The 18587-nt window shown below is 64.1% G+C and carries 16 protein-coding genes; 8 read left to right on the forward strand and 8 right to left on the reverse strand.

The annotated features are described in order from the left end of the window. Positions 1 to 185: 185 nt before the first annotated feature. Together AC0QDI_RS07355 and AC0QDI_RS07360 are read left to right on the forward strand one after the other, a co-directional pair. Entirely contained in the window at positions 186 to 1190 is a 1005-nt protein-coding gene (locus AC0QDI_RS07355) for an ABC transporter ATP-binding protein (RefSeq protein WP_474666714.1), read from the forward strand. Continuing rightward, a complete protein-coding gene (locus AC0QDI_RS07360) occupies positions 1187 to 2095 on the forward strand; it encodes an ABC transporter permease (RefSeq protein WP_474666716.1) in 909 nt (302 codons plus the stop codon). The genes AC0QDI_RS07355 and AC0QDI_RS07360 overlap by 4 nt, the downstream gene beginning before the upstream one ends. Before the next feature lie 233 nt (positions 2096 to 2328). Here the strand turns inward: AC0QDI_RS07360 and AC0QDI_RS07365 are convergent, their stop codons facing one another. Next, a complete protein-coding gene (locus tag AC0QDI_RS07365; RefSeq protein WP_474666718.1) occupies positions 2329 to 2811 on the reverse strand; it encodes a YbhB/YbcL family Raf kinase inhibitor-like protein in 483 nt (160 codons plus the stop codon). A gap of 254 nt (positions 2812 to 3065) precedes the next feature. Between AC0QDI_RS07365 and AC0QDI_RS07370 the strand changes: the two genes are divergently transcribed. Beyond that, the gene (locus AC0QDI_RS07370) at positions 3066 to 4202 is read left to right on the forward strand and encodes a citrate synthase (RefSeq protein ID WP_474666720.1); all 1137 of its coding nucleotides are present in this window, start codon (positions 3066 to 3068) and stop codon (positions 4200 to 4202) included. Between the two features lie 51 nt (positions 4203 to 4253). On the opposite strand, the gene AC0QDI_RS07375 is transcribed toward AC0QDI_RS07370, so the two are convergent. Then, a complete protein-coding gene (locus AC0QDI_RS07375; RefSeq protein WP_474666722.1) occupies positions 4254 to 4613 on the reverse strand; it encodes a Rieske (2Fe-2S) protein in 360 nt (119 codons plus the stop codon). 1 nt (position 4614) lies between these two features. Beyond that, positions 4615 to 5772, reverse strand: coding sequence for an amidohydrolase family protein (locus tag AC0QDI_RS07380; RefSeq protein ID WP_474666724.1), 1158 nt, complete (start codon positions 5770 to 5772; stop codon positions 4615 to 4617). A gap of 153 nt (positions 5773 to 5925) precedes the next feature. Here AC0QDI_RS07380 and AC0QDI_RS07385 point away from each other — a divergent pair, with 153 nt between their 5' ends. Next, complete coding sequence (locus tag AC0QDI_RS07385; RefSeq protein ID WP_474666726.1) at positions 5926 to 7110, forward strand: PrpF domain-containing protein; 1185 nt, start codon at positions 5926 to 5928, stop codon at positions 7108 to 7110. Between the two features lie 8 nt (positions 7111 to 7118). On the opposite strand, the gene AC0QDI_RS07390 is transcribed toward AC0QDI_RS07385, so the two are convergent. The 3 genes from AC0QDI_RS07390 to AC0QDI_RS07400 form a co-directional block, all read right to left on the reverse strand. Next, positions 7119 to 8303, reverse strand: coding sequence for a cytochrome P450 (locus AC0QDI_RS07390; RefSeq protein WP_474666728.1), 1185 nt, complete (start codon positions 8301 to 8303; stop codon positions 7119 to 7121). Between the two features lie 232 nt (positions 8304 to 8535). Beyond that, on the reverse strand, positions 8536 to 9636 hold the full coding sequence (gene meaB, locus AC0QDI_RS07395; RefSeq protein WP_474666730.1) for a methylmalonyl Co-A mutase-associated GTPase MeaB: 1101 nt from the start codon (positions 9634 to 9636) through the stop codon (positions 8536 to 8538). Then, the gene (locus AC0QDI_RS07400; RefSeq protein ID WP_226041123.1) at positions 9633 to 10049 is read right to left on the reverse strand and encodes a cobalamin B12-binding domain-containing protein; all 417 of its coding nucleotides are present in this window, start codon (positions 10047 to 10049) and stop codon (positions 9633 to 9635) included. Before AC0QDI_RS07400 ends, meaB begins: the two co-directional genes overlap by 4 nt. 233 nt (positions 10050 to 10282) lie before the next feature. On the opposite strand from AC0QDI_RS07400, the gene AC0QDI_RS07405 reads away from it, so the two are divergent. After that, on the forward strand, positions 10283 to 10957 hold the full coding sequence (locus tag AC0QDI_RS07405) for an HD domain-containing protein (RefSeq protein WP_474666732.1): 675 nt from the start codon (positions 10283 to 10285) through the stop codon (positions 10955 to 10957). A gap of 7 nt (positions 10958 to 10964) precedes the next feature. Here the strand turns inward: AC0QDI_RS07405 and AC0QDI_RS07410 are convergent, their stop codons facing one another. Then, the gene (locus tag AC0QDI_RS07410; protein WP_474666734.1) at positions 10965 to 11645 is read right to left on the reverse strand and encodes a LysE family translocator; all 681 of its coding nucleotides are present in this window, start codon (positions 11643 to 11645) and stop codon (positions 10965 to 10967) included. 261 nt (positions 11646 to 11906) lie between these two features. Between AC0QDI_RS07410 and AC0QDI_RS07415 the strand changes: the two genes are divergently transcribed. The 3 genes from AC0QDI_RS07415 to AC0QDI_RS07425 all read left to right on the forward strand — a co-directional run bounded on the left by AC0QDI_RS07415 (position 11907) and on the right by AC0QDI_RS07425 (position 15787). Beyond that, entirely contained in the window at positions 11907 to 12548 is a 642-nt protein-coding gene (locus tag AC0QDI_RS07415; protein ID WP_474666736.1) for a TlpA family protein disulfide reductase, read from the forward strand. A gap of 207 nt (positions 12549 to 12755) precedes the next feature. Then, positions 12756 to 14390, forward strand: coding sequence for an ABC transporter substrate-binding protein (locus AC0QDI_RS07420; protein ID WP_474666738.1), 1635 nt, complete (start codon positions 12756 to 12758; stop codon positions 14388 to 14390). Further along, positions 14387 to 15787 (forward strand): APC family permease, encoded by a 1401-nt coding sequence (locus AC0QDI_RS07425; RefSeq protein ID WP_474666740.1) that lies wholly within the window; start codon positions 14387 to 14389, stop codon positions 15785 to 15787. Before AC0QDI_RS07420 ends, AC0QDI_RS07425 begins: the two co-directional genes overlap by 4 nt. A 35-nt stretch (positions 15788 to 15822) precedes the next feature. Here AC0QDI_RS07425 and AC0QDI_RS07430 read toward each other — a convergent pair whose 3' ends face one another. Continuing rightward, complete coding sequence (locus tag AC0QDI_RS07430) at positions 15823 to 18312, reverse strand: DNA topoisomerase I (RefSeq protein ID WP_474666742.1); 2490 nt, start codon at positions 18310 to 18312, stop codon at positions 15823 to 15825. Positions 18313 to 18587 lie beyond the last annotated feature (275 nt).

Here is an 18587-nt window from a genome sequence, read left to right on the forward strand (position 1 = left end):
TTATTTTTCCTCACATCGATCTGCAGAAACGGTCGGACGATCGGTCGACCGTTCGTGGTTGCGGCCGGGAACCACCCGTCCCAAATCGTTCACCGGAAGCCATCTCCGGGAAATGTTACCTCCTCGGAACGAACAATGTACAAATATTTAGCAATTTTTATTAACTCGGTCTGGGAGGATCGAATATGGCTGCAATCGATGTCGACGGCATCAGCCTGACGTACGCTGATGGAACGCGAGCCGTGAGTGACGTTTCACTCACGATTCCCCACGGAGAGTTTTTCGGATTCCTCGGCCCGAACGGTGCGGGGAAAACGACGACGATCAAGATGCTGGCGAGCCTCTTGAAGCCCACCGGTGGCGATATCAGCATCAACGGGTTCGACGTCGCGTCGAACGCACAGGGGGTGCGCGAATCGATCGGATACATGGCACAGGAAACGAGCGTCGACGGTGAGCTTACGGCTCGCGAGAACATCCGATTCGCGTGTGAGATCTACGGCGTCGCGCCGTCCCAGCGACCGGATCGCATCGACGCGCTCCTCGACCTCGTCGGTCTCACCGACGTCGCCGACAAGAAGGCACGGGAGTTCTCCGGCGGGATGAAAAAACGACTCGACGCTGCGACGGCACTCGTCCACCGGCCACCGATCGTCTTTCTCGACGAACCCACGACGGGACTCGATCCCAAATCGCGACTCCGGCTGTGGGACTACTTCCGCGACATCAACGAACGCGGCACGACGATCTTTCTCACAACGCAGTACCTCGAAGAAGCCGACCAGTTGTGTGACCGCATCGCGGTTATCCAGGACGGAACGATCGTCGAGACGGATTCGCCGGCCGCATTAAAATCCCGCGTCGGCGGCGACGTCGTGTCGATATCGCTCGAGGATCCGTCGGCGTCGACCAAAGCCGACGCGATACGGGTCGCCCGGAATACGGACCTGTTCGACGACGGCGATCTCGAGCGGACCGACGAGGGGATCAGCGTGACGTCTCGCGACGCCCACCGGGCCGGGTTGGATCTCATGATCGCGTTGCGCGATGCCGACATGCCAGTCAGCGGCTTTGACATTCGGTCGCCGACCCTCGACGACGTCTTCCTCACGATCACCGGCGATGAAAACGTCGCGGACGACGACACCGACATCCTCTCTACGTCCACGCGGGCGGAGCTATCCCAATGAGCGTACCAACGGACTCGGCCGACGACGAAAGACCGACTCGAGCCGAAGGCAACGGGTTCGCCACCGACGTGTGGATAAATCTCAAACGCTGGCTTCGCAAGTCCACGCGGACCCTGTTCGTGGTGGCCGGCTCCGTCATCCAGCCGATCTTCTTCCTGATCGTGATCACCGTGGTCTTCGAACCGGTCACACAGGAGGTCGTCGGCGACGCGGTCAGCGCGAACGTGAGCTACGTCGCGTTCATCACGCCGGCGATCATCATCCTCTCGGTGATGGAGACGGCGACGAGTTCGGGCATCGGCCTCATCGACGACATCGAGAGCGGAATGTTCGACAAAATACTCGTCTCCCCCATGAACCGCGGCGGAATGCTCCTCGGAAAGGCGCTGTCGGAAGTGATTCGGTCGATCCTGCAGGCATCGCTCATCCTCCTGTTCGGCTACGCGTTCCTGCTGGTCTACACCGGCGGATCCGGGGGGCCATACATCGCGACGGGAGTACCCGGCATCCTCGGAATCGTCACCATCGTAGTTCTCTTCGGGCTTTGGTCGACTGCGGTCGCAAACATCGTCGCGCTCGTGACGCAGGACAGGGAATCCACGATCATCGGGGTGAACATCTTTCGGTTCCCGCTACTGTTCCTCTCGAGTGCGTTTATCCCCGTGTCGCTGCTGACCGACTCGGCACAAGCGATCGCAACGGTCAATCCGGTCACGTACGGGGTTGACGGCATCCGGGCGCTCATGCTCGGTGAACACACGCTGACGGTCGTCGAAGTGACGGCGTTCAGCGGGATCTGGAACACGCTCGTCCCGGTGATCGCGCTATTCGTCGCACTCGATCTCGTATTCGGGTCGATCGCGACGTACTTGCTCCACCGGGCGTCGAACGCGGAAGCCAAATAACCGGCCACGACGAGGCGTCGCGACCGCCGTACCGTCTCTCTCGGTCCCCTTCTTTCCGTTACTCTCGGTTCCCCTCCTTCCGCCGCTCGAGGTACCGATCACCGAAGGAGCCGCCTCGGCGAACTGCCACAAAAACACGTCCGACGGGACGCAACGCCGCCGATCCGTTCGCGGTCACCGCCCGGCGACGGACGGTATCCGGTGTGAGACGAGTCCCGAACTCGAAGCCGGTCCTACGACGCGTCGAAGGTTCCGTCGATCTGCGTCGCCGCGAGGACCGTCGCGTCCATCGAGATCGCGGATCCGAGGCGCTGCTTTCGCGTTTCCGGGGGCATCTCGAGTTCGGAATCGAGCGCGAGAAGTTTGAACCGGTATCGGTGGCTCCCCTCCGGCGGCGCGGGCCCGCCGTATCCCCGCTCGACGAAGTCGTTGTACCCCTCGACGGCGTCGGGGTTCCATCCCGCCGGAATCCGTCCGATATCGGGGTCGATGTTCCAGACGAGCCAATGCGTAAACGTGTGGCCGGCCACCGATTCCGCGTCGGGATCGTCTACGACGAGTACCAACGACTCCGCTTCGTCCGGAACGCCACCGATCTCGATCGGCGGGTTCTCGTTCTCGGTCGCATAGCCGATCGACTCCGGGAGCGGGCCGCCGTCGTCGAATCGCGGGCTCGTCAGCTCGAGGTGCTGGCGCTGTTCGATCTCTCCAGTCACAGGTGTTGTCATCGTTGACTTATCCAGGTTAATATTTGATTCATATTCTATACGGTATAATACTATTTGGAAGTGGGTGATAAGAATTTCGAACTTCGATTCCGTCGAACGGTCTCGGTTTCCGAAAACGGGTATCCGACCACCGAGGTCGTTCCATTATTGAACGCACATCGGGACACGCATCCACTGCTGCAACCGAGATGCCCACAGATATATCATATACTTTTATTAACCCACCACAGTTATCGTAGATCATGACTGATGATGAAATTCACGAGGGAATCGAGAATATTACCGTTGCGGAGACGAATCTAAGTTATATCGACGGAGCGGGCGGAACGCTCATCATCGGCGGCTACCCGCTATCGGAACTCGCGACCAATGCGACCTTCGAGGAAACGCTGTTCCTTCTCTACAACGACGAACTGCCGACGGAAGCGGAGCTCGACGAGTTCAAATCATCGCTGGCCCAGTACCGATCACTCCCACCGGGAACGATGGCCGTCGTGCGTGCGGCCGCCGAGTCGGGATCGGCGCCGATGGATGTGCTCCGGATGGGTGCAGCGTCGCTTACACTCGATATCGACGGCGAAGACCCCGAGCGGGATGCGCTCGTCTTAGTATCACGGTTCCCCACGATCGTCGCCGCGTACTGGCGGCTTCGCAACGGTGTCGAACCGGTCGAGCCACGCGAAGACCTCTCACACGCAGCCAACTACCTCTATATGCTCACGGGTGAGGAGCCGTCGACCGCCCGCGTTCGCGGACTCGAAACGTATCTGAACACGGTCGTCGATCACGGCCTCAACGCTTCGACGTTTACCGCCCGAACTATCGTTTCGACCGAATCCGATCTCTATTCTGCACTCACCGGCGCTGTCGGGGCGCTCAAGGGGCCGCTACACGGCGGCGCACCCGGCCCGGTGCTCGATATGCTCTTGGAAATACAGGAGCGGGGCGACGTCGAACAGTACATCCGCGACACGATGGAGGCGGGTAATCGGCTGATGGGCTTTGGCCACCGAGTCTACGAGGTGCGTGATCCGCGAGCGGAAGTCCTCTCCACGGCGGCATCGGAGTTCTATCAATCCGGCGGCGACTCGGAGTTTTTCGAACTGGCCAAGGAGATCGAAGCCGTCGCCGTCGACCTCCTCGCGGAGTACAAGCCGGGACGGAAACTCGAGACGAACGTCGAGTTCTACACGGCCGTACTCCTCCACGGCGTCGACGTGCCCAAGGAACTGTTCACGCCGACGTTCGCTATCGCCAGAGCCGGCGGCTGGACGGCACACTGCCTCCAAAAGCTCGAGAACAACCGACTCATTCGGCCGCGAGCGAAGTACGTCGGAGAGAAAGATCGGACCTGGGTACCACTCGAGCAGCGCCAGTAACTCCCGCGTCCGAACGCCGATCGACGAGCCGGGCTCCGTCCCCGTTTTCCCTCAGATTACGACGAACAGTTCGCCGTCGTCGATTTCGACGTCGAACGTGGGTACGCGATATCGGTCGTCGTCGATGTTCTTCCCCGTCGTCACGTCGAACCGCCAGCAGTGCCACGGACACTCGACGACGTCCTCGGTTTCGTCGTAGGTGAGGTCTCGGTCGTCCGTGACCTCCGTGTGGCCGGTCAGCGTCCCGTTTCCGAGCGGGGCACCGACGTGGGGACACCGATTGGGGAGCGCGTAATGCTCACCGTGAACGTTGAAAATCGCGACCTCGATGCCGCCGAGTTCGGTGACGGCACTGGAGCCGTGGTCGGCCACGTCGATGGCGTCGTCGACTTTGTAGCGTTTCCCGGGCATCTCACGCACCGACCCCGTCGAAGCCGAAGACATCGATGGCGTTGCCACCCATTACGGCACGAACCTCGTCCGGATCGAGTCGACCCCGGATACGACGGTAGAGCTCCTCCGGCGTATCGAAATCGGGGTGGGGGAGATCGGTCGCGAACATGAGTTGTTCGGCGCCGACCATCTCGATCGTTCGTGCGATATAGTCGGCCGTCTCTCGACTCCCCGGTTTTTCCGTCAGGCCGACGGGCTGCGTCGAGAAGTAAAACTGGTCCTCGATGTATTCGCTGGGGAGCTTTTCCAAGTAGGGGACCTCGTATGCGCGTTCCAAATAGTGGTCGTCTAATCGCCACGTGAAGTAGGGAATATAACCGATACCCGCCTCCTGGAAGACGAACTCGAGGTCGGGGAACCGCTCCGGAACGCCGCGGTACAGCATCGTCGAGAGGTTCCACATGTGGGAGAAGGGATGGTTGACCGAGTGCTCTTCGACGTATGTATTGGCACAGCGTGCGATCTCCGGAAGCAGAAGGGCGGTGTTGCCGCCGCTGTGGAACAACACCGGCAGTTCGTTGTCCTGAGCCGCCTGATAGATCGGATCGTAGTACTCGTCGCCGGGCGGCGGGACGAGTCCGGTCGCCGGCAACTGGACGCCCGCAACGTGGTCTTCGTCACCGTATCTGTCGATCTCCGCTGCAGCCCGCTCGGGTTTGTGCGTCGCGACGGTCAACGCCACTTTCAGTCGCTCGTTGTCGACGGCATACTGATCGAGGATGTACCGGTTGTACGCGTTTGCGAGCGCAACGGCGTATCGAGGACGGTTGACCGTCGGTAGCAGTAACGAGAGCGTCGGCGTGATGATGCCACAGTCGACGCCGACCTCGTCCATCTTCGCGAGTTTCTCGTCGACGTCCATCTGTTCCGTGATGATGTCCGAGCCGGTCGATTCCTCGTTGAACGGCTGTGAAGGAGTCGATCGGGACAACGTCATGATGTCGTTTAACGGGAGCGACGCGGCCTCACAGACACGTTGTACGTCCGCGTACTCGTCGTCGATGTAGGAGACGATTTCGTCGAACGTCTCGGTGATGTGGGCGTCGGCGTCGGCGACGGTGATCGACTCGAGGCTGGGATCTCGCTTTGATCGCTCGGTTGCTTGCGTCTCGTTCATGGTACGATACAGAGGCCATTCAATCTTATATTAATGAATATTTCGATAACTCGATATAGCGGTGATACTATATGATCGGTGTTTGAACCTATGACTATGATTTTAACAGTTAGATTTCGAAGTATATAACTAAATTAAATCTGTCGGAGTAGTATGGTCAACAGTATCGACTGGCGAGCCGACCGCGTCACCGCCGTCGACGATTGCGTGCGATCAGTCCCGTGTACGGTAATGCGAGGGGGAACGAGCCGTGCCGTGTTCTTTCGAAAGCAGGCGCTGCCCGACGATCCGAACGAGCGGGATCGAACGATTCTCTCCGTCATGGGGAGTCCACACGCCCGCCAGATCGACGGACTCGGAGGTGCGGATATCCTCACGAGCAAGATCGCAATCGTCTCCCCTGCGTCGGAGGCGACCGCGGACGTGCGATACACGTTCGGACAGGTCGGAATCGAGGCCCCGACGATCGATTACGACGTGAGCTGCGGCAATATTTCGGCCGCCGTCGGGTACTTCGCTGTGACGGCAGGGCTGGTCGAACCGAGCGAGCCCGAGACGACGGTCCGGATTCGAAACGACAACTCCGGGCTCTCGATGCTCAACGAGGTTCCGGTCGACGACGGTGTCCCGCGGGTCGCCGGCGATTTCTCGATACGGGGCGTTCCCGGAACGGGCGCCCGGGTCAACGTCGGGTTCGTCGACCCCGGCGGCGAGACGACCGGCGAGGGCGTGTTACCGACCGGATCGCCCCGAGAGGAAGTGGTCGTCGACGGCGAGCGAATCGAGTGCTCGTACGTCGACGCGGGGAACCCGTGCGTGTTCGTGCCAGCGGCTGCGCTCGGCTGTGACGGCACGGAACTACCAGCAGAGATCGACTCGAACGAGTCGCTTCTCGAGACGGTCGCGAAACTCAGAACGACGCTCGCCGTCCGTTCGGGGCTGGCCGCTAGCGCTCGAGACGCCCGCGAGAAGACGATCCTGCCGCTCGTGGTCCTCGTCGCGGCCCCGACTGACTATCGCGATTACGAGGGTGATCGAGTGCGAGAGTCCGAGGTCTCGTTGGTGGGCCGCCTCATCGCCGATGGGACCCTTCACAAAGCCTACGCCGGAACCGGTGCCGTCTGTACGGCCGTTGCGAGCCGGATCGACGGGACCGTCGTCGACGAACTCGTCTCGCCGTCTAACGATCGCGATCGACTGACGATCGGCCATCCGTCCGGAACGATGGACGCGCTGATCGAAACCGAGGGCGGCGATGTCGAGCACGTGTTGTTCGCCCGGACCGCGCGACGGCTCATGGACGGCGTCGCGTACGCACGCCCCGGGCTGATTCCATAAGCCGGCGCTCACGCTGCGACGCGAAGGGGAAGCCGTTCCATCCCGTTGAGCACCGTACTGTAAAACGGCTGCAGCGTGTCCGCGTCGAGGTCGATCTCGCGGTATCGGTCCGCGACCCTCGAGAGCACCGCTTCGGCCTCGAGACGGGCGAGTTGGTTACCGATACACGTGTGAATACCCTGCCCGAAGGCGATGTGTGGCCGCTCGGCGGTCCGGCCCGGAACGTATCGATCCGGATCGTCGAAGACCCGCTCGTCGCGGTTAGCCGACGCCGGCCAGAGGATGAGCCGATCACCCTCGTCGATCTTCCGCCCGGCCAACGTCGTCTTCTCGGCCGCCACTCGATCGAAGCGCAACACCGGCGACCGATAGCGAAGCACCTCCTCGAGGGCGTCACCGATCGTCACCTCGCCGGTTCGAATACGCTGCCAGACGTTCTGTCGCGTGAATACGAGGGCCGCGTTCGAGATGAACGTCGACGTCGTGATGTGGCCGGCGGACATGAGGATGTTGCACGTATTGAGCGTGAGCTCCCGGTCGAACATATCGACTCGGTCTTCGGCCTCGAGGAGCGTCGAAATGAGGTCGTCACCGGGATCCGCTTCACGCTCTCGAGCGATCCGCTCGAAGAACGCCGTCATCTCGCGTCGGGTTTCGTCACGACGTTTGTGGCTGGCTCGGACTTTCTCCGGGACGATCGCGGGCGGCGCGCCGAACAGGGCCTCCGTCCACTCTCGGTACCGGTCGCGCTCTGACTCCGGAATGCCCAGAAGGTCGGCCAGAACCGAGATCGGGAACGGGTTGGCGATCGCCTCGTTGAAGTCGACCGTTCCGACACCGTCGATCGCCCCCGTCACGTACCGTTCGGCCTTTCGCTCGATGGCGGGTGTGAGGTCGGCCAACCCGCCGGCGTCGAACTGATCGCTAATCACGTCACGAAGGATCGTATGCTCCGGGGGATCGGTCGCGATGATCTGTTTGCCGAAATGCGACGTTCCGGCCGACGAGTACAGGTCCGGCTGCGAGACGACCTCGTGAACGTCGTCGTATCGGAACACGTCCCACACTCCGCGACGATCGTCGTACCGAACCGGATCGTCGCGCCGTCGTCGCTCGAAAAACGGATACGGGTCGCGTTGCGCATCCGCGGTCGTCAGTTCTTCTGGAATTTCATAATTGCTGTACTCTTTCATTATATATCACTCCTCTAGAATCTGTAGTTAATTATGTTTTTGGTTTGTATTTACAGACTGGAGCGGTCGCTTCGGACGGCGAGGATCCGTCAGCAGTGACGGCTCTGCAGGAGAGACGGCTGCTCCTCGTAGCGGATTCAGTAGTGGGGTAGAACGTCGGTAGACGCGAACGACGCATTCGGCGTCTCAGTCGAACGACCGATCGCGGCGGAGCGGACCGAAAACGACGGCTCTAGTTCGGGTTCGACTCGACGTCAGCGTCGGTCTCGAGATCCTCGAGACACGCTTCGACGGGCTCGAGAACGTCGCTGGCGATCGTGTACGGATCGGTCTCGCCCTGGCGAACGGCCTCGGCGAGGTCGTCGATTCCGCCGGCCGCGGCGAGTTCGTCCTCGAGCATCGCGTGGACGTCCTCGCGCAACAGGGTGCGGATCTCCTCGGCATAGCGCGTGCGTACCTGCTCGGCGTGCTCGCCGGAGCCGACGAGGTAGTCACGGTGGGCCGCGAGTTCGTCGATGAACTCGTCGACGCCGGTGCCGTGGATGGCGACGGTCTCGACGATCGGCGGCGTCCAGCTCTCGTCGGTCGCGGCGCCGTCGTCGGGCTCGCCGTCCCAGTCGTCGTGGGCGTCGATGACCTCCTGGCTGTGGTGGCCGCCGCCACCGGCGAGGTCGCTCCCGTCGCCGAGCTGGATCATCTCTCGCAGTTCCTGAACGGTCCGGTCGGCCCCGTCGCGGTCGGCCTTGTTGACCACGAAGACGTCTGCGATCTCGAGGATGCCGGCCTTCAGCGTCTGGATGTCGTCGCCCGAACCCGGCGGGACGAGGACGGCGACGCTGTCGGCGGTCCGAACGATGTCGATCTCGTTCTGGCCGGCACCGACGGTCTCGATGATGATCTTGTCCTTGCCGAAGGCGTCCATCGCCTTCACCGCGTCCGCGGTCGCCGTCGAGAGCCCCCCGAGCGTGCCGCGGGCGCTCATCGACCGGACGAAGACGTCCATATCGCCCACCGTCGAGGCCATCCGGATCCGATCGCCCAGCACGGCCCCGCCGGTAAACGGCGAGGAGGGGTCGATCGCGATGATCCCGACCGTGTCACCGCGCTCGCGGTAGGACTCCGCGAGTTTGTCGACCAGGGTGGACTTCCCCGCGCCCGGCGAGCCGGTGATGCCGATCACGTCGGCGCTTCCCGTGTGCGCGTACAGTTCGGAGACCAGATCGCGATAGCCCGGCGAACGGTTCTCGATCTTCGAAATGGTCCGGGCGAGCGCGCGGTGTTCCCCCGCCAGCAGCGCCTCGAGCAGCGCCCGGTCGTCGGGGTCCACGCTCATCGCTGGGGCGCGTTCTCGCGGACGAACTCGATGGTCTCCTCGATCGAGGTGCCGGGGCCGAAGATCGCCGCGACGCCCGCTTCCTCGAGTCCCGCGCGATCCTCGTCGGGGATGACGCCGCCGGCGAGGACCAGCGTGTCGTCTTTGGCACCGTACTCCTCGAGGCCGTCCATGATCTTCGGAACGAGGGTGTCGTGGGCCCCCGAGAGGATGGAGATACCGAGGACGTCGACGTCCTCTTGCACCGCGGCCTGGACGATTTCGTCGGGGGCTTTGTGCAGTCCGGAATAGATGACCTCGAAGCCGGCGTCTCGGAACGCGCGGGCGATGACGTGAGCCCCGCGGTCGTGGCCGTCGAGGCCGACTTTGGCGACGAGACACCGAATCGACTCCGCTTCCTGTTCGCTGCTCATACCCACACCTTCCCGAGCCGACCGTTTGACTTTAACGGAAAATAGTTCGCATCCGACGCGCAGCGACGGGATTTCGAGACGAGAACGATTCGGGGAGTACGGCGGTCGGTCGACCGTTCTTCGTGCCGTGACTGTCACGTTCTCCCGAAACCGTTCCGAACCAAAGGCTAAAGAGCGAAACGACCGAACATTCCGGTAATGACTATCATTCGTCTGCTGCGGAGGGATCTATCGTGGGCGTTGAAATAAAAGAAACGCGAGTGGCCGACGCCGAGTTCGAGGCGATGAAGGGATTCGTCTTCGAGTACCTCGCGGCGAGCGTCGAGAAAGAAGACGAGGGCGGCCGGATGCGCTGGTACCCCTGGCACTCCGCCGAATACCGGCACAACCACATCCTCAACGTGGTCGATCTCGCGGTCGAGATCGCCGAGGAGGAGGGCGCGGACACCGACGTCACCCGCGTCGCCGCCCTCTTCCACGACGTCGCCAAACTCGAGACCGATCAGGAACTCCACGCGGAGGCCGGCGCTCGCGTCGCCCGCGAGTACCTCGAATCGCGCGGGGAGTACCCCGAGTCGTTCGTCCAGCAGGTGTGTCGCGCCATCGAACACCACTCCCATCAGGGCGATCTGAGCGACCTCGCGCTGGAGACACAGTGTCTCATCGAGGCCGACCTGCTCGACAAGGTCGGCGCGAACGGCACCGCCCTCATGTTGCTTCGGATGGGCTACGAGGCCCGCACTCACATGGAGTGCGACGAGATGATCGAGCGCGTGCTCGAGCGCGGCTACGACGCCGCCTCGCGGGTCGAGAGCGACACCGCCGAGAGCATCGCCCACCAGCGCCTGAAACGCGTCAAGTGGTTCAGCGAGTGGCTCGAGGACGAGATCGCCGCGCTGGGCGAGTAACCCGTCTTCAGACGAGTTGAACCGCGCCCATCGCGAGAAAGAGCAGGCCGAACCCGACGAGGACGACGGCGCTCAGCGCGGCGACCGCGGGTGCGACGGCGTCGACGCGCCGCCTCGCCGCGACCAGCGCCGCCGGATAGGCGACGATCCAGCACGCGACGCCGCCGAAGAAACCGATCAGCAGCGCCGGCGAGCCGGTCCGGACGACCAGCGCTCCCTCGAGCGCCTGCCCGATCGCCGGGGCGTGTGCGAGCACGTCCAGCGTCCCCGGCTCGAGCAGGCCGACGCCGACGGTGAGCCAGAAGCCGATCTGGTAGGGGTTGGTCAGGGAGAGCACGAACGTCTTCCGGAACCCCGAGGCGGCGGCTCGACCGGCGTCGGTAAACGACGTGGCGGTTCTGGCCTCGTCGATCGCGCCGATCGCGAAGTACAGCATGAGACAGCCGCCCGCCAGATAGAGCGCGGGACGGACGCCCGAAAGGCGGTCGATCACGGCGACGATACCGGCCAGCGTGAGGACGAAGAAGAGCACGTCCGCGACCATCGCACCGAGCCCGGCTCGAAAGCCGGCCGTCCAACCGCGGACGACGCTTTCTTCGGCGATGATCGCGTTCATCGGTCCCGGCGGGGCAGCGAGCGCGAGCCCGAAGCAGACGCCGGCCAGAACTGTGACGACGAGTGAGGTCACGGTTTCGATCTCGAGTGAACGATACAGGCGCAAAAGCTCACCGACCTGCCGTCGGCGAATTCGCTCGAATTATCCACCACCCCACCTCGAACGGGGCTTCTCGTTGCACTGTCGCAAACGGCCCTCAGGGACCGTCACGCCGTGTCGTTCGCCGTACCATTCAGTCCGGTAACCAAGTAACCTTAGTTCCCGACTCCCCTTCGCATCTCGTATGGTGCACTATCGGTATCGATTGCGTTCCGCCCGAACGGTGGGGCGGCCATGAGACGCCGAGAAATTATCGCCGGACTCGGGAGCGTCGGCGTCCTCGCCGGCGCAGGCGGGCTCTTCCTCGGGGGCGTCCCCTCGTTCGAGGCCGTTCCCTCGTTCGAGCCCGACAGCGCCGAATCGGAACGCGAGGGCGGCTCCGACGGGCCGATCACGGTCGAGACGATCGACGCTCGCGGGAGCGAAGCCGGCGCGGTCACCGTCCCCAACGGCGACGTCATGGTCGTCGAACTCTTCGTCACCGGATGTGGCAACTGTCAGGCGCAAATGTGGAACCTCGCCGAGGCGCACTCTCGACTCGCCGCGGAGTACGGCGACGGTCTCACGTTCCTGGGTGCGACCTACCAATCTACCGATAGCAAGCCGCCGACCGAACTGCGAGACTGGTGGCGCGGTCACGGCGGCGACTGGCCCGTCGGCTACGACCCGAAGGGGGACATCTCGGCCCGCTACGGCGCCGTCGGCTATCCCGTCACCGTGGTCATCGACGAACGGGGCGAGAAACGCTGGGAGCAACTCGGCTTCGCGCCGCCCGAAACCATCGTCGAGGCCGTCGAACCCGTTCTCGAGACGGACGACGGGGCGGCAACGAACGAATCGACGACATCCGGAGCGAACGAGTCACGGACCGCGTGAACGGGTCGATCGATCACAGCGGCGTTCCCCGAAGACCGCTGAAGCCGTCCGCTCGAGCGCTGGCGTTCGTCGGTGGCTCCCCCATCAGGTGCAGGCCGACTGCACACTGTCATCCGCCGCTAACGGATCAGTGAAGCGTTCTCGACAAGGAGTGCAATCGGACTCGAGCACGGGACGACAGCAACCGATCACTGGACCTCGAGACGGATGGACGACGGAACGAACGGTCGACTCGATGAGGCGGTACAGCGCGATACCGAGATGACGCCGCACGAGAACGGGACGACCCGGCGCACCCTGCTCGCCGCGTTTGGGGGTTCGAGCGTCGCGGCTGTGGCCGGGTGTTCGACGATGCTCGAGACGGATTCGGGGTCGCGATTCCGGCTCGGGACGCTCCGTCCGCCGATCACGCTCGATCCGATCGCCGCGAAATCGATCGGCTCCGAACAGGTCATCGGGAAGATTTTCGACGGGCTCTACGAGTACGGCGAGGGGACCGACACCGTCCCCAAAATCGCGGCTGGGGAACCCCAGTTCGAGAACGACGGCCGAGCGGCCGTCGTCGAGCTCGACGACGCGCGATTTCAGAACGGGCGGGCGGTGGTCGCCGACGACGTCGTCTACTCCTATTCCGCGCCGCTCGAGGAGGACGCGCCGACGGCGTGGCGGGTGAGCCCGTTCGACTCGGTCGAGGCCGTCGACGAGCGCACTCTCCGCTTTTCGCTCGAGGAACCGTATCCGGGTCTCGAGCACGCGCTCACGCGGCCGATCGTCCCCCGGCAGGAGCGAGAAGACGACAGGGAGGCGTTCGCGACGGAGCCGGTCGGAGCGGGCCCCTTCGAGGTCGCGTCGTTCAGCACGGAGAAGAAAGCCACGCTGCGTCGCTGGGACGACTACTGGGGCGATCCGATGCCCGCAATCGATCGGCTCACGATGGCGTTCGTCGAGTTCCCGATGACGCAGCTAACGAGCCTGCGGGCGAACCGTAACGACGCGATCGAGCCGGTGTCGCCGATGATCGTCGATCACGTCGACGACGTGGCGAACGCGTCGGTGAAGCGACGGGAGGGATTCACGTCGTTTTACTTCGGTTTCAACCTGAACCAGGGGCCGACGACCGATCCCCGAGTTCGGGAGGCGATCAGCTACTGTCTCGATCTCGAGAAAGCGGTTTCGGAGTTCGTCGAGCCGATGGGACAACGCCAGTACGGTCCGCTCCCGCCGCGGGTCGCCGACGAGTGGGACATGCCGACCGACGAGTGGGCCGACCTCGCGAACGAGACGAACCCCGAACGGGCCCGCCAACTGTTCCGCGAGGCCGACGAAGCGAGCGGCCAGCTCCGCATCCTGACCTCGACGGACCCGAAACACAAGGAGTTCGGCGAGGCGCTGGCCGGCGGACTGCGAGACGCCAGCCACGGCGCGCTCGTCGTCTCGAAACCGGAATCGACGTTCCTCGAGCGATACGTGTCCGGCTCCGAGCGCGACTATTCGGTGTTCGTCGGGGAGATCAGCGGAACGCCGGATCCGGACTCCCACCTCTACCCGACGTTCCACGAGAACACGGCGGGCGTGACGAACGGGACCTTCTACCGCGAGGACGCGGTCATGGAGCGGCTCACGGCGGCTCGCCAGACCGAGAACCGCGAGCGGCGGCGCAGGCTCTACGAGGGTGCGATCACGCGGCTGCTCGAGGATCGGGTCTGTCTCCCCATCTGCTCGTTCGAGAATAGCTTCGCGGTGGCCGCGGACGTGCGGAACTTCCGCGTCCACTCGATCTCGCAGGTGAATCCGCGGCTCGCAGCGGGGGAGGAGATCGTCACGGTGGGATCGGACTCATGAGTGAGAACGACGGCGGCGAGAACGCCGATAGCGGAAACGACGGCAGCGGGAACGGAGACAGGAAGAACGACGGCAGCGGGAACGGAGACGGAAAATTCGGCGTCGGAACGGCCGTCGCACTGGGCGTGGGCGGAATCGTCGGCGGTGGCATTTACGCGGCGATCGGGATCGTCGTCGCCGCGGCGGGCATCCTGACGTGGTTCGCCTACTCGCTGGCGACCGTCGTCGTGTTCTGCTGTGCGTACTCGTACATCAAACTGAACGAGGCGACCGACAGCAGCGGCGGCTCGGTCTCGTACATCGAGGAACTGACGGGGCGGTCGACGGTCGCCGGCGTCGTCGGCTGGACGCTCGTCGTCGGCTACATCGGGACGATGGCGATGTACGCCTACGCCTTCGGCATGTACGGCCAGATGCTGATCGGCTACGAGTACGTCTGGGGGCTCCCGATTCGGCAGTTCCTCTCGGTCGGCGTGCTCGCGATGTTCGTCGGGATCAACCTCCTCGGCGCGGGCTCGTCGGCGGCGGTCGAACGGTATCTCGTCTTCGTCCAGGCGGGGATCATCGCCGCGTTCGGCCTGATCGGACTCTGGTTCGGCGCGGCGAACTACCAGCTTCGGCTCGGATTCGCGGAACTCGGGCTCAATCCCATCCTCGCCGCCTCGGTCGGATTCGTCTCGTTCGAGGGGTGGCAACTGCTGTTTTACGACCAGGAACAGTTCGACGATCCTGACGAGACGCTCGCGAAGGGCGTGTTCATCTCTATTCCCATCGCGGCAGCTATCTACATCCTCGTCGGGTTCGTGATCACGACGCTGTTGCCCGAAGAGGTGGTCGCCGCCCAGCCGGAACCGTCGCTGCTCTACGCCGCGTTGACCGTCTCGAAGTGGCTCGCGCTCGCCGTCGGACTCGCCGGCCTCATCTCGACGGCGAGCGCGATCAACTCGACGCTGTTCAGCGAGGCCATCTTCGCGAAAAACCTGATCAGCGACGACATCCTCCCCGACGAGATGGGCGACGCGGACGCCGACGCCGCTCCGTCGCGGACCGTGATCGTCATCGGGCTCCTGACGGCCGCCTTCACCGTCCTCGGGAGCCTCGAGGCCGTCGTGGAGTTCGCCTCGCTGGCTTTCATCGTCGTCTTCGGCGCGATGAGCGCCCTCGCGCTGTCGGTGCGCGACGCGGCGGGCGTCGACGTGAACCCGATCCCGCCGCTGCTGGGCGTCGTCGGCTCGGCGGCCTTCTTCGTCATGCTGACGTGGTACCTCTACTCCCAGCTCCCGGCCGTCTTCTGGCTGGTCGTCGCCATCGCGGCGGCCGTCTTTGCCGTCGAAGCGATGTATTTCAAACGCCGGAAACTCTCGGAGGGCGTTCGACAGGTCGAAAAGCGGATCTGAAACGGCCGAGGGACGAAAAGCGAACCGAGTCGGCGCTACGCCTTCGCCTGCCAGGTCCGAACCCGGTCGGCGCTGACGCCCTCGACGTCCGACGCGACCGCGTCGGGATCGGCGTCGGTCAGGTCCTCGAGGTCCTCGATCCCCGCCGCGGCGAGCTTCTCGACGGTCTTCGCGCCGACGCCGTCGAGCGCCTCGAGGTCCGAGCCCGTCTCGCTCTCGCGGGCCTGGAACTCCTGGTAGTTACAGATCGGACAGCCCAGCTCCCAGGGCTCGTCGCCGCTGTGGACGACGAGTTCGGGCAGCTCGTGTTCGTCGCAGTACTCGTCGGTGACCTCGATATCGCCGCGCCGGGGCAGGGGCAGCGAGTACTCGCAGTCGGGGTAGCGGGTACAACCCACGAGGCGTGAGCCGCTCTGGAGCGTTTTGACCGCCAGCTCGCCCCCGTGTTCCTCACCGCAGTCGGGACACTCGCCCAGCACCGGCCCCTCGCCGGCATCTTCGGCCTTACAGAGCGGGCAGCCGTGGACGAACGTCTGCCGGCCCGCGAGCATCTTGACCTCGTTCAGGCCGTGGTCCTCGCACTCGTCCTCGAGGATGAGCGGCTTTCCGGTCGAGGGCAGCGGCAGCGTGTTCTCGCAGTCGGGGTAACCGTCGCAGCCGATGAAGTACGAGCCGTGGCGGCTCCGGCGGACGAGCAGGTCCTCCCCGCACTCGGGGCACGGCCCGAGGCGCTTGTCGTCTTTCAGCGACTTGCGGAGGTGGTCGCCGATCTCGTCGCGCGAGTCCGCGAGGTTCTCGAAGATCTCCTCGAGCATCTCCCGGGACTCGTCGGTCACGTCGTCGAGCGTCGCCTCGCCGTTCGCGATGGCGTCCATATCGGCCTCGAGCTGGGCGGTCATCTCCTCGCTGACGACGCGGTCGGCGTAGTTCTCGGCCGCGTCGACGACGGCCATCGCGAGCTTCGTCGGCCGCGGCGGATCGCTCTCGATGTAGCCCCGATCGTACAGCTTCTCGAGGGTGTTGTGTCTCGTCGACTTCGTCCCGATCCCCATCTCCTCCATCGTCTCGATGAGCCGCGACTGGCCGTATCGTCGGGGCGGCTGGGTCTGTTTGGCCTCGAGTTCGACGTCGGAGAGCGCGAGCTCCTCGCCCTCGTCGACGTCGGGAACGAAGTTCTCCGTCGTCGAGAAGTACGGGTAGACGTCGTGGTAGCCGGGCTCGACGAGGCGCTTGCCGTTGGCCTTCAGCCGGCAGTCGTCGACCTCGGCGACGACCTTGAGGTGTTCCCAGACCGCGGCGTCGGCGACGGTCGCGTAGAACCGCCGCACGACGAGTTCGAAGACCTCCCACTCGTCGTCTGAGACATCGCCGCGGGTCGGGATCTCGCCCGTGGGGTGAATCGGCGGGTGGTCGGTCGTCTCCTCGTCCCCCTCCGTCGGGCTGATCTCGTCGGCCTCGAGCAGCGATTCGGCGGACTCGCCGAGCGAGGGGTGGCCGACGAACTCGTCTAAGAGATCTTCGGGCTCGAGATCGTCGGGGTAGACGGTGTTGTCGGTCCGCGGATAGGTGATGTAGCCGGCGGTGTAGAGGTCCTCGGCGATCGACATCGCCCGTTTGGCGGAGTAGCCGATGGCACCCGCGGCGCGGATGAACTGGGTGGTGTTGAACGGCTCGGGGGGCGTGTCGGTCCGGGTCCGCCGGTTGACGTCGACGACGGTCGCCGCATCGTGACTCGAGAGCGTGTCGTAGACGTCCTCGGCGACGGCCTCGTCCCAGACGCGTTCGGCCTCGTTGTCGTCCTCGTCGCGGTAGAAGTACTGGGCCTCGAAGGGAGCCAAATCACCCTCGCTCTTCGTGAGGTCCGCGAACAGCTCCCAGTAGTCCTCCGGATCGAACGCCTCGATCTCGCGCTCGCGGTCGACGATCAGCTTCAGCGTCGGCGACTGGACTCGGCCGACGGAGATGAAGTCGTTGCCCAGTTGCCCGGAGGACAAGGAGAGAAAGCGCGTGAGCGCAGCCCCCCAGACGAGGTCGATGATCTGGCGGGCTTCGCCGGCGGCCGCGAGATCGAAGTCGAGCTCGTCCGGCTCGTCGAACGCCTTTTGCACCTCGTTTTCCGTGATCGAGGAGAACCGCACGCGTCGAATGGGAACGTCCTCGTCGACCTCGCGGACGATATCGTAGGCCTCCTTGCCGATCAGCTCCCCCTCACGGTCGTAGTCCGTCGCGATGGCCACGCGGTTGGCGCGGCGGGCCAACAGGCGCAGCGTCGCCACGATGTTCTCCTTCGTGGCCGTCTTCTCGACGCTCGCGTCGATCAGCTCCACGGGCTCGACGTCCCGCCAGTCCGAGTACTCCGAGGGGAAGTCCACGCCGACGACGTGACCCGACAGCCCCACGCAGCGCTTGCCGCCCCACTCGTAGACGTTGACGCCGTTCTCGCGAGTCGAGTCGTAGGTCCCGCCGCTCAGGATGTCGGCGATTCGGCGGGCCGCGTTGTCCTTCTCCGTGATGATCAGCTCCACCGCGGCTCACCTCCCGGTCCTCGAGCGTCCGGCCGTCGTCGTGGACGAATATCGGTCATCGTCGCTCGATACGACTGAGGATCTGATAACGTTTTCGCCGAAACCGACCGACAGCGCGGGTGTGCGCGCTGCGCGGGCTCGCGTGGGTGCGGTCGCGCGTGCGAACGACCGTGCGGAGCCGGCAACCCAAACCCGCGAGCCGAGCGCTTTTGCCACGCCCGAGCGACACACGGAACGGACCGTTTCGTGTCAACACCGGAACCCGAACGCAAGCG

Source organism: Natrinema sp. LJW11 (genome assembly GCF_056135975.1).

Coding starts and splice junctions, on each gene's coding strand:
- AC0QDI_RS07415 (WP_474666736.1), top strand. CDS start 11,907: ATGAGACGCCGAGAAATTATCGCCGGACTCGGGAGCGTCGGCGTCCTC.
- AC0QDI_RS07400 (WP_226041123.1), bottom strand. CDS start 10,049: ATGAGCAGCGAACAGGAAGCGGAGTCGATTCGGTGTCTCGTCGCCAAA.
- AC0QDI_RS07390 (WP_474666728.1), bottom strand. CDS start 8,303: ATGAAAGAGTACAGCAATTATGAAATTCCAGAAGAACTGACGACCGCG.
- AC0QDI_RS07375 (WP_474666722.1), bottom strand. CDS start 4,613: ATGCCCGGGAAACGCTACAAAGTCGACGACGCCATCGACGTGGCCGAC.
- AC0QDI_RS07360 (WP_474666716.1), top strand. CDS start 1,187: ATGAGCGTACCAACGGACTCGGCCGACGACGAAAGACCGACTCGAGCC.
- AC0QDI_RS07380 (WP_474666724.1), bottom strand. CDS start 5,772: ATGAACGAGACGCAAGCAACCGAGCGATCAAAGCGAGATCCCAGCCTC.
- AC0QDI_RS07385 (WP_474666726.1), top strand. CDS start 5,926: ATGGTCAACAGTATCGACTGGCGAGCCGACCGCGTCACCGCCGTCGAC.
- AC0QDI_RS07355 (WP_474666714.1), top strand. CDS start 186: ATGGCTGCAATCGATGTCGACGGCATCAGCCTGACGTACGCTGATGGA.
- AC0QDI_RS07370 (WP_474666720.1), top strand. CDS start 3,066: ATGACTGATGATGAAATTCACGAGGGAATCGAGAATATTACCGTTGCG.
- meaB (WP_474666730.1), bottom strand. CDS start 9,636: ATGAGCGTGGACCCCGACGACCGGGCGCTGCTCGAGGCGCTGCTGGCG.
- AC0QDI_RS07425 (WP_474666740.1), top strand. CDS start 14,387: ATGAGTGAGAACGACGGCGGCGAGAACGCCGATAGCGGAAACGACGGC.
- AC0QDI_RS07420 (WP_474666738.1), top strand. CDS start 12,756: ATGGACGACGGAACGAACGGTCGACTCGATGAGGCGGTACAGCGCGAT.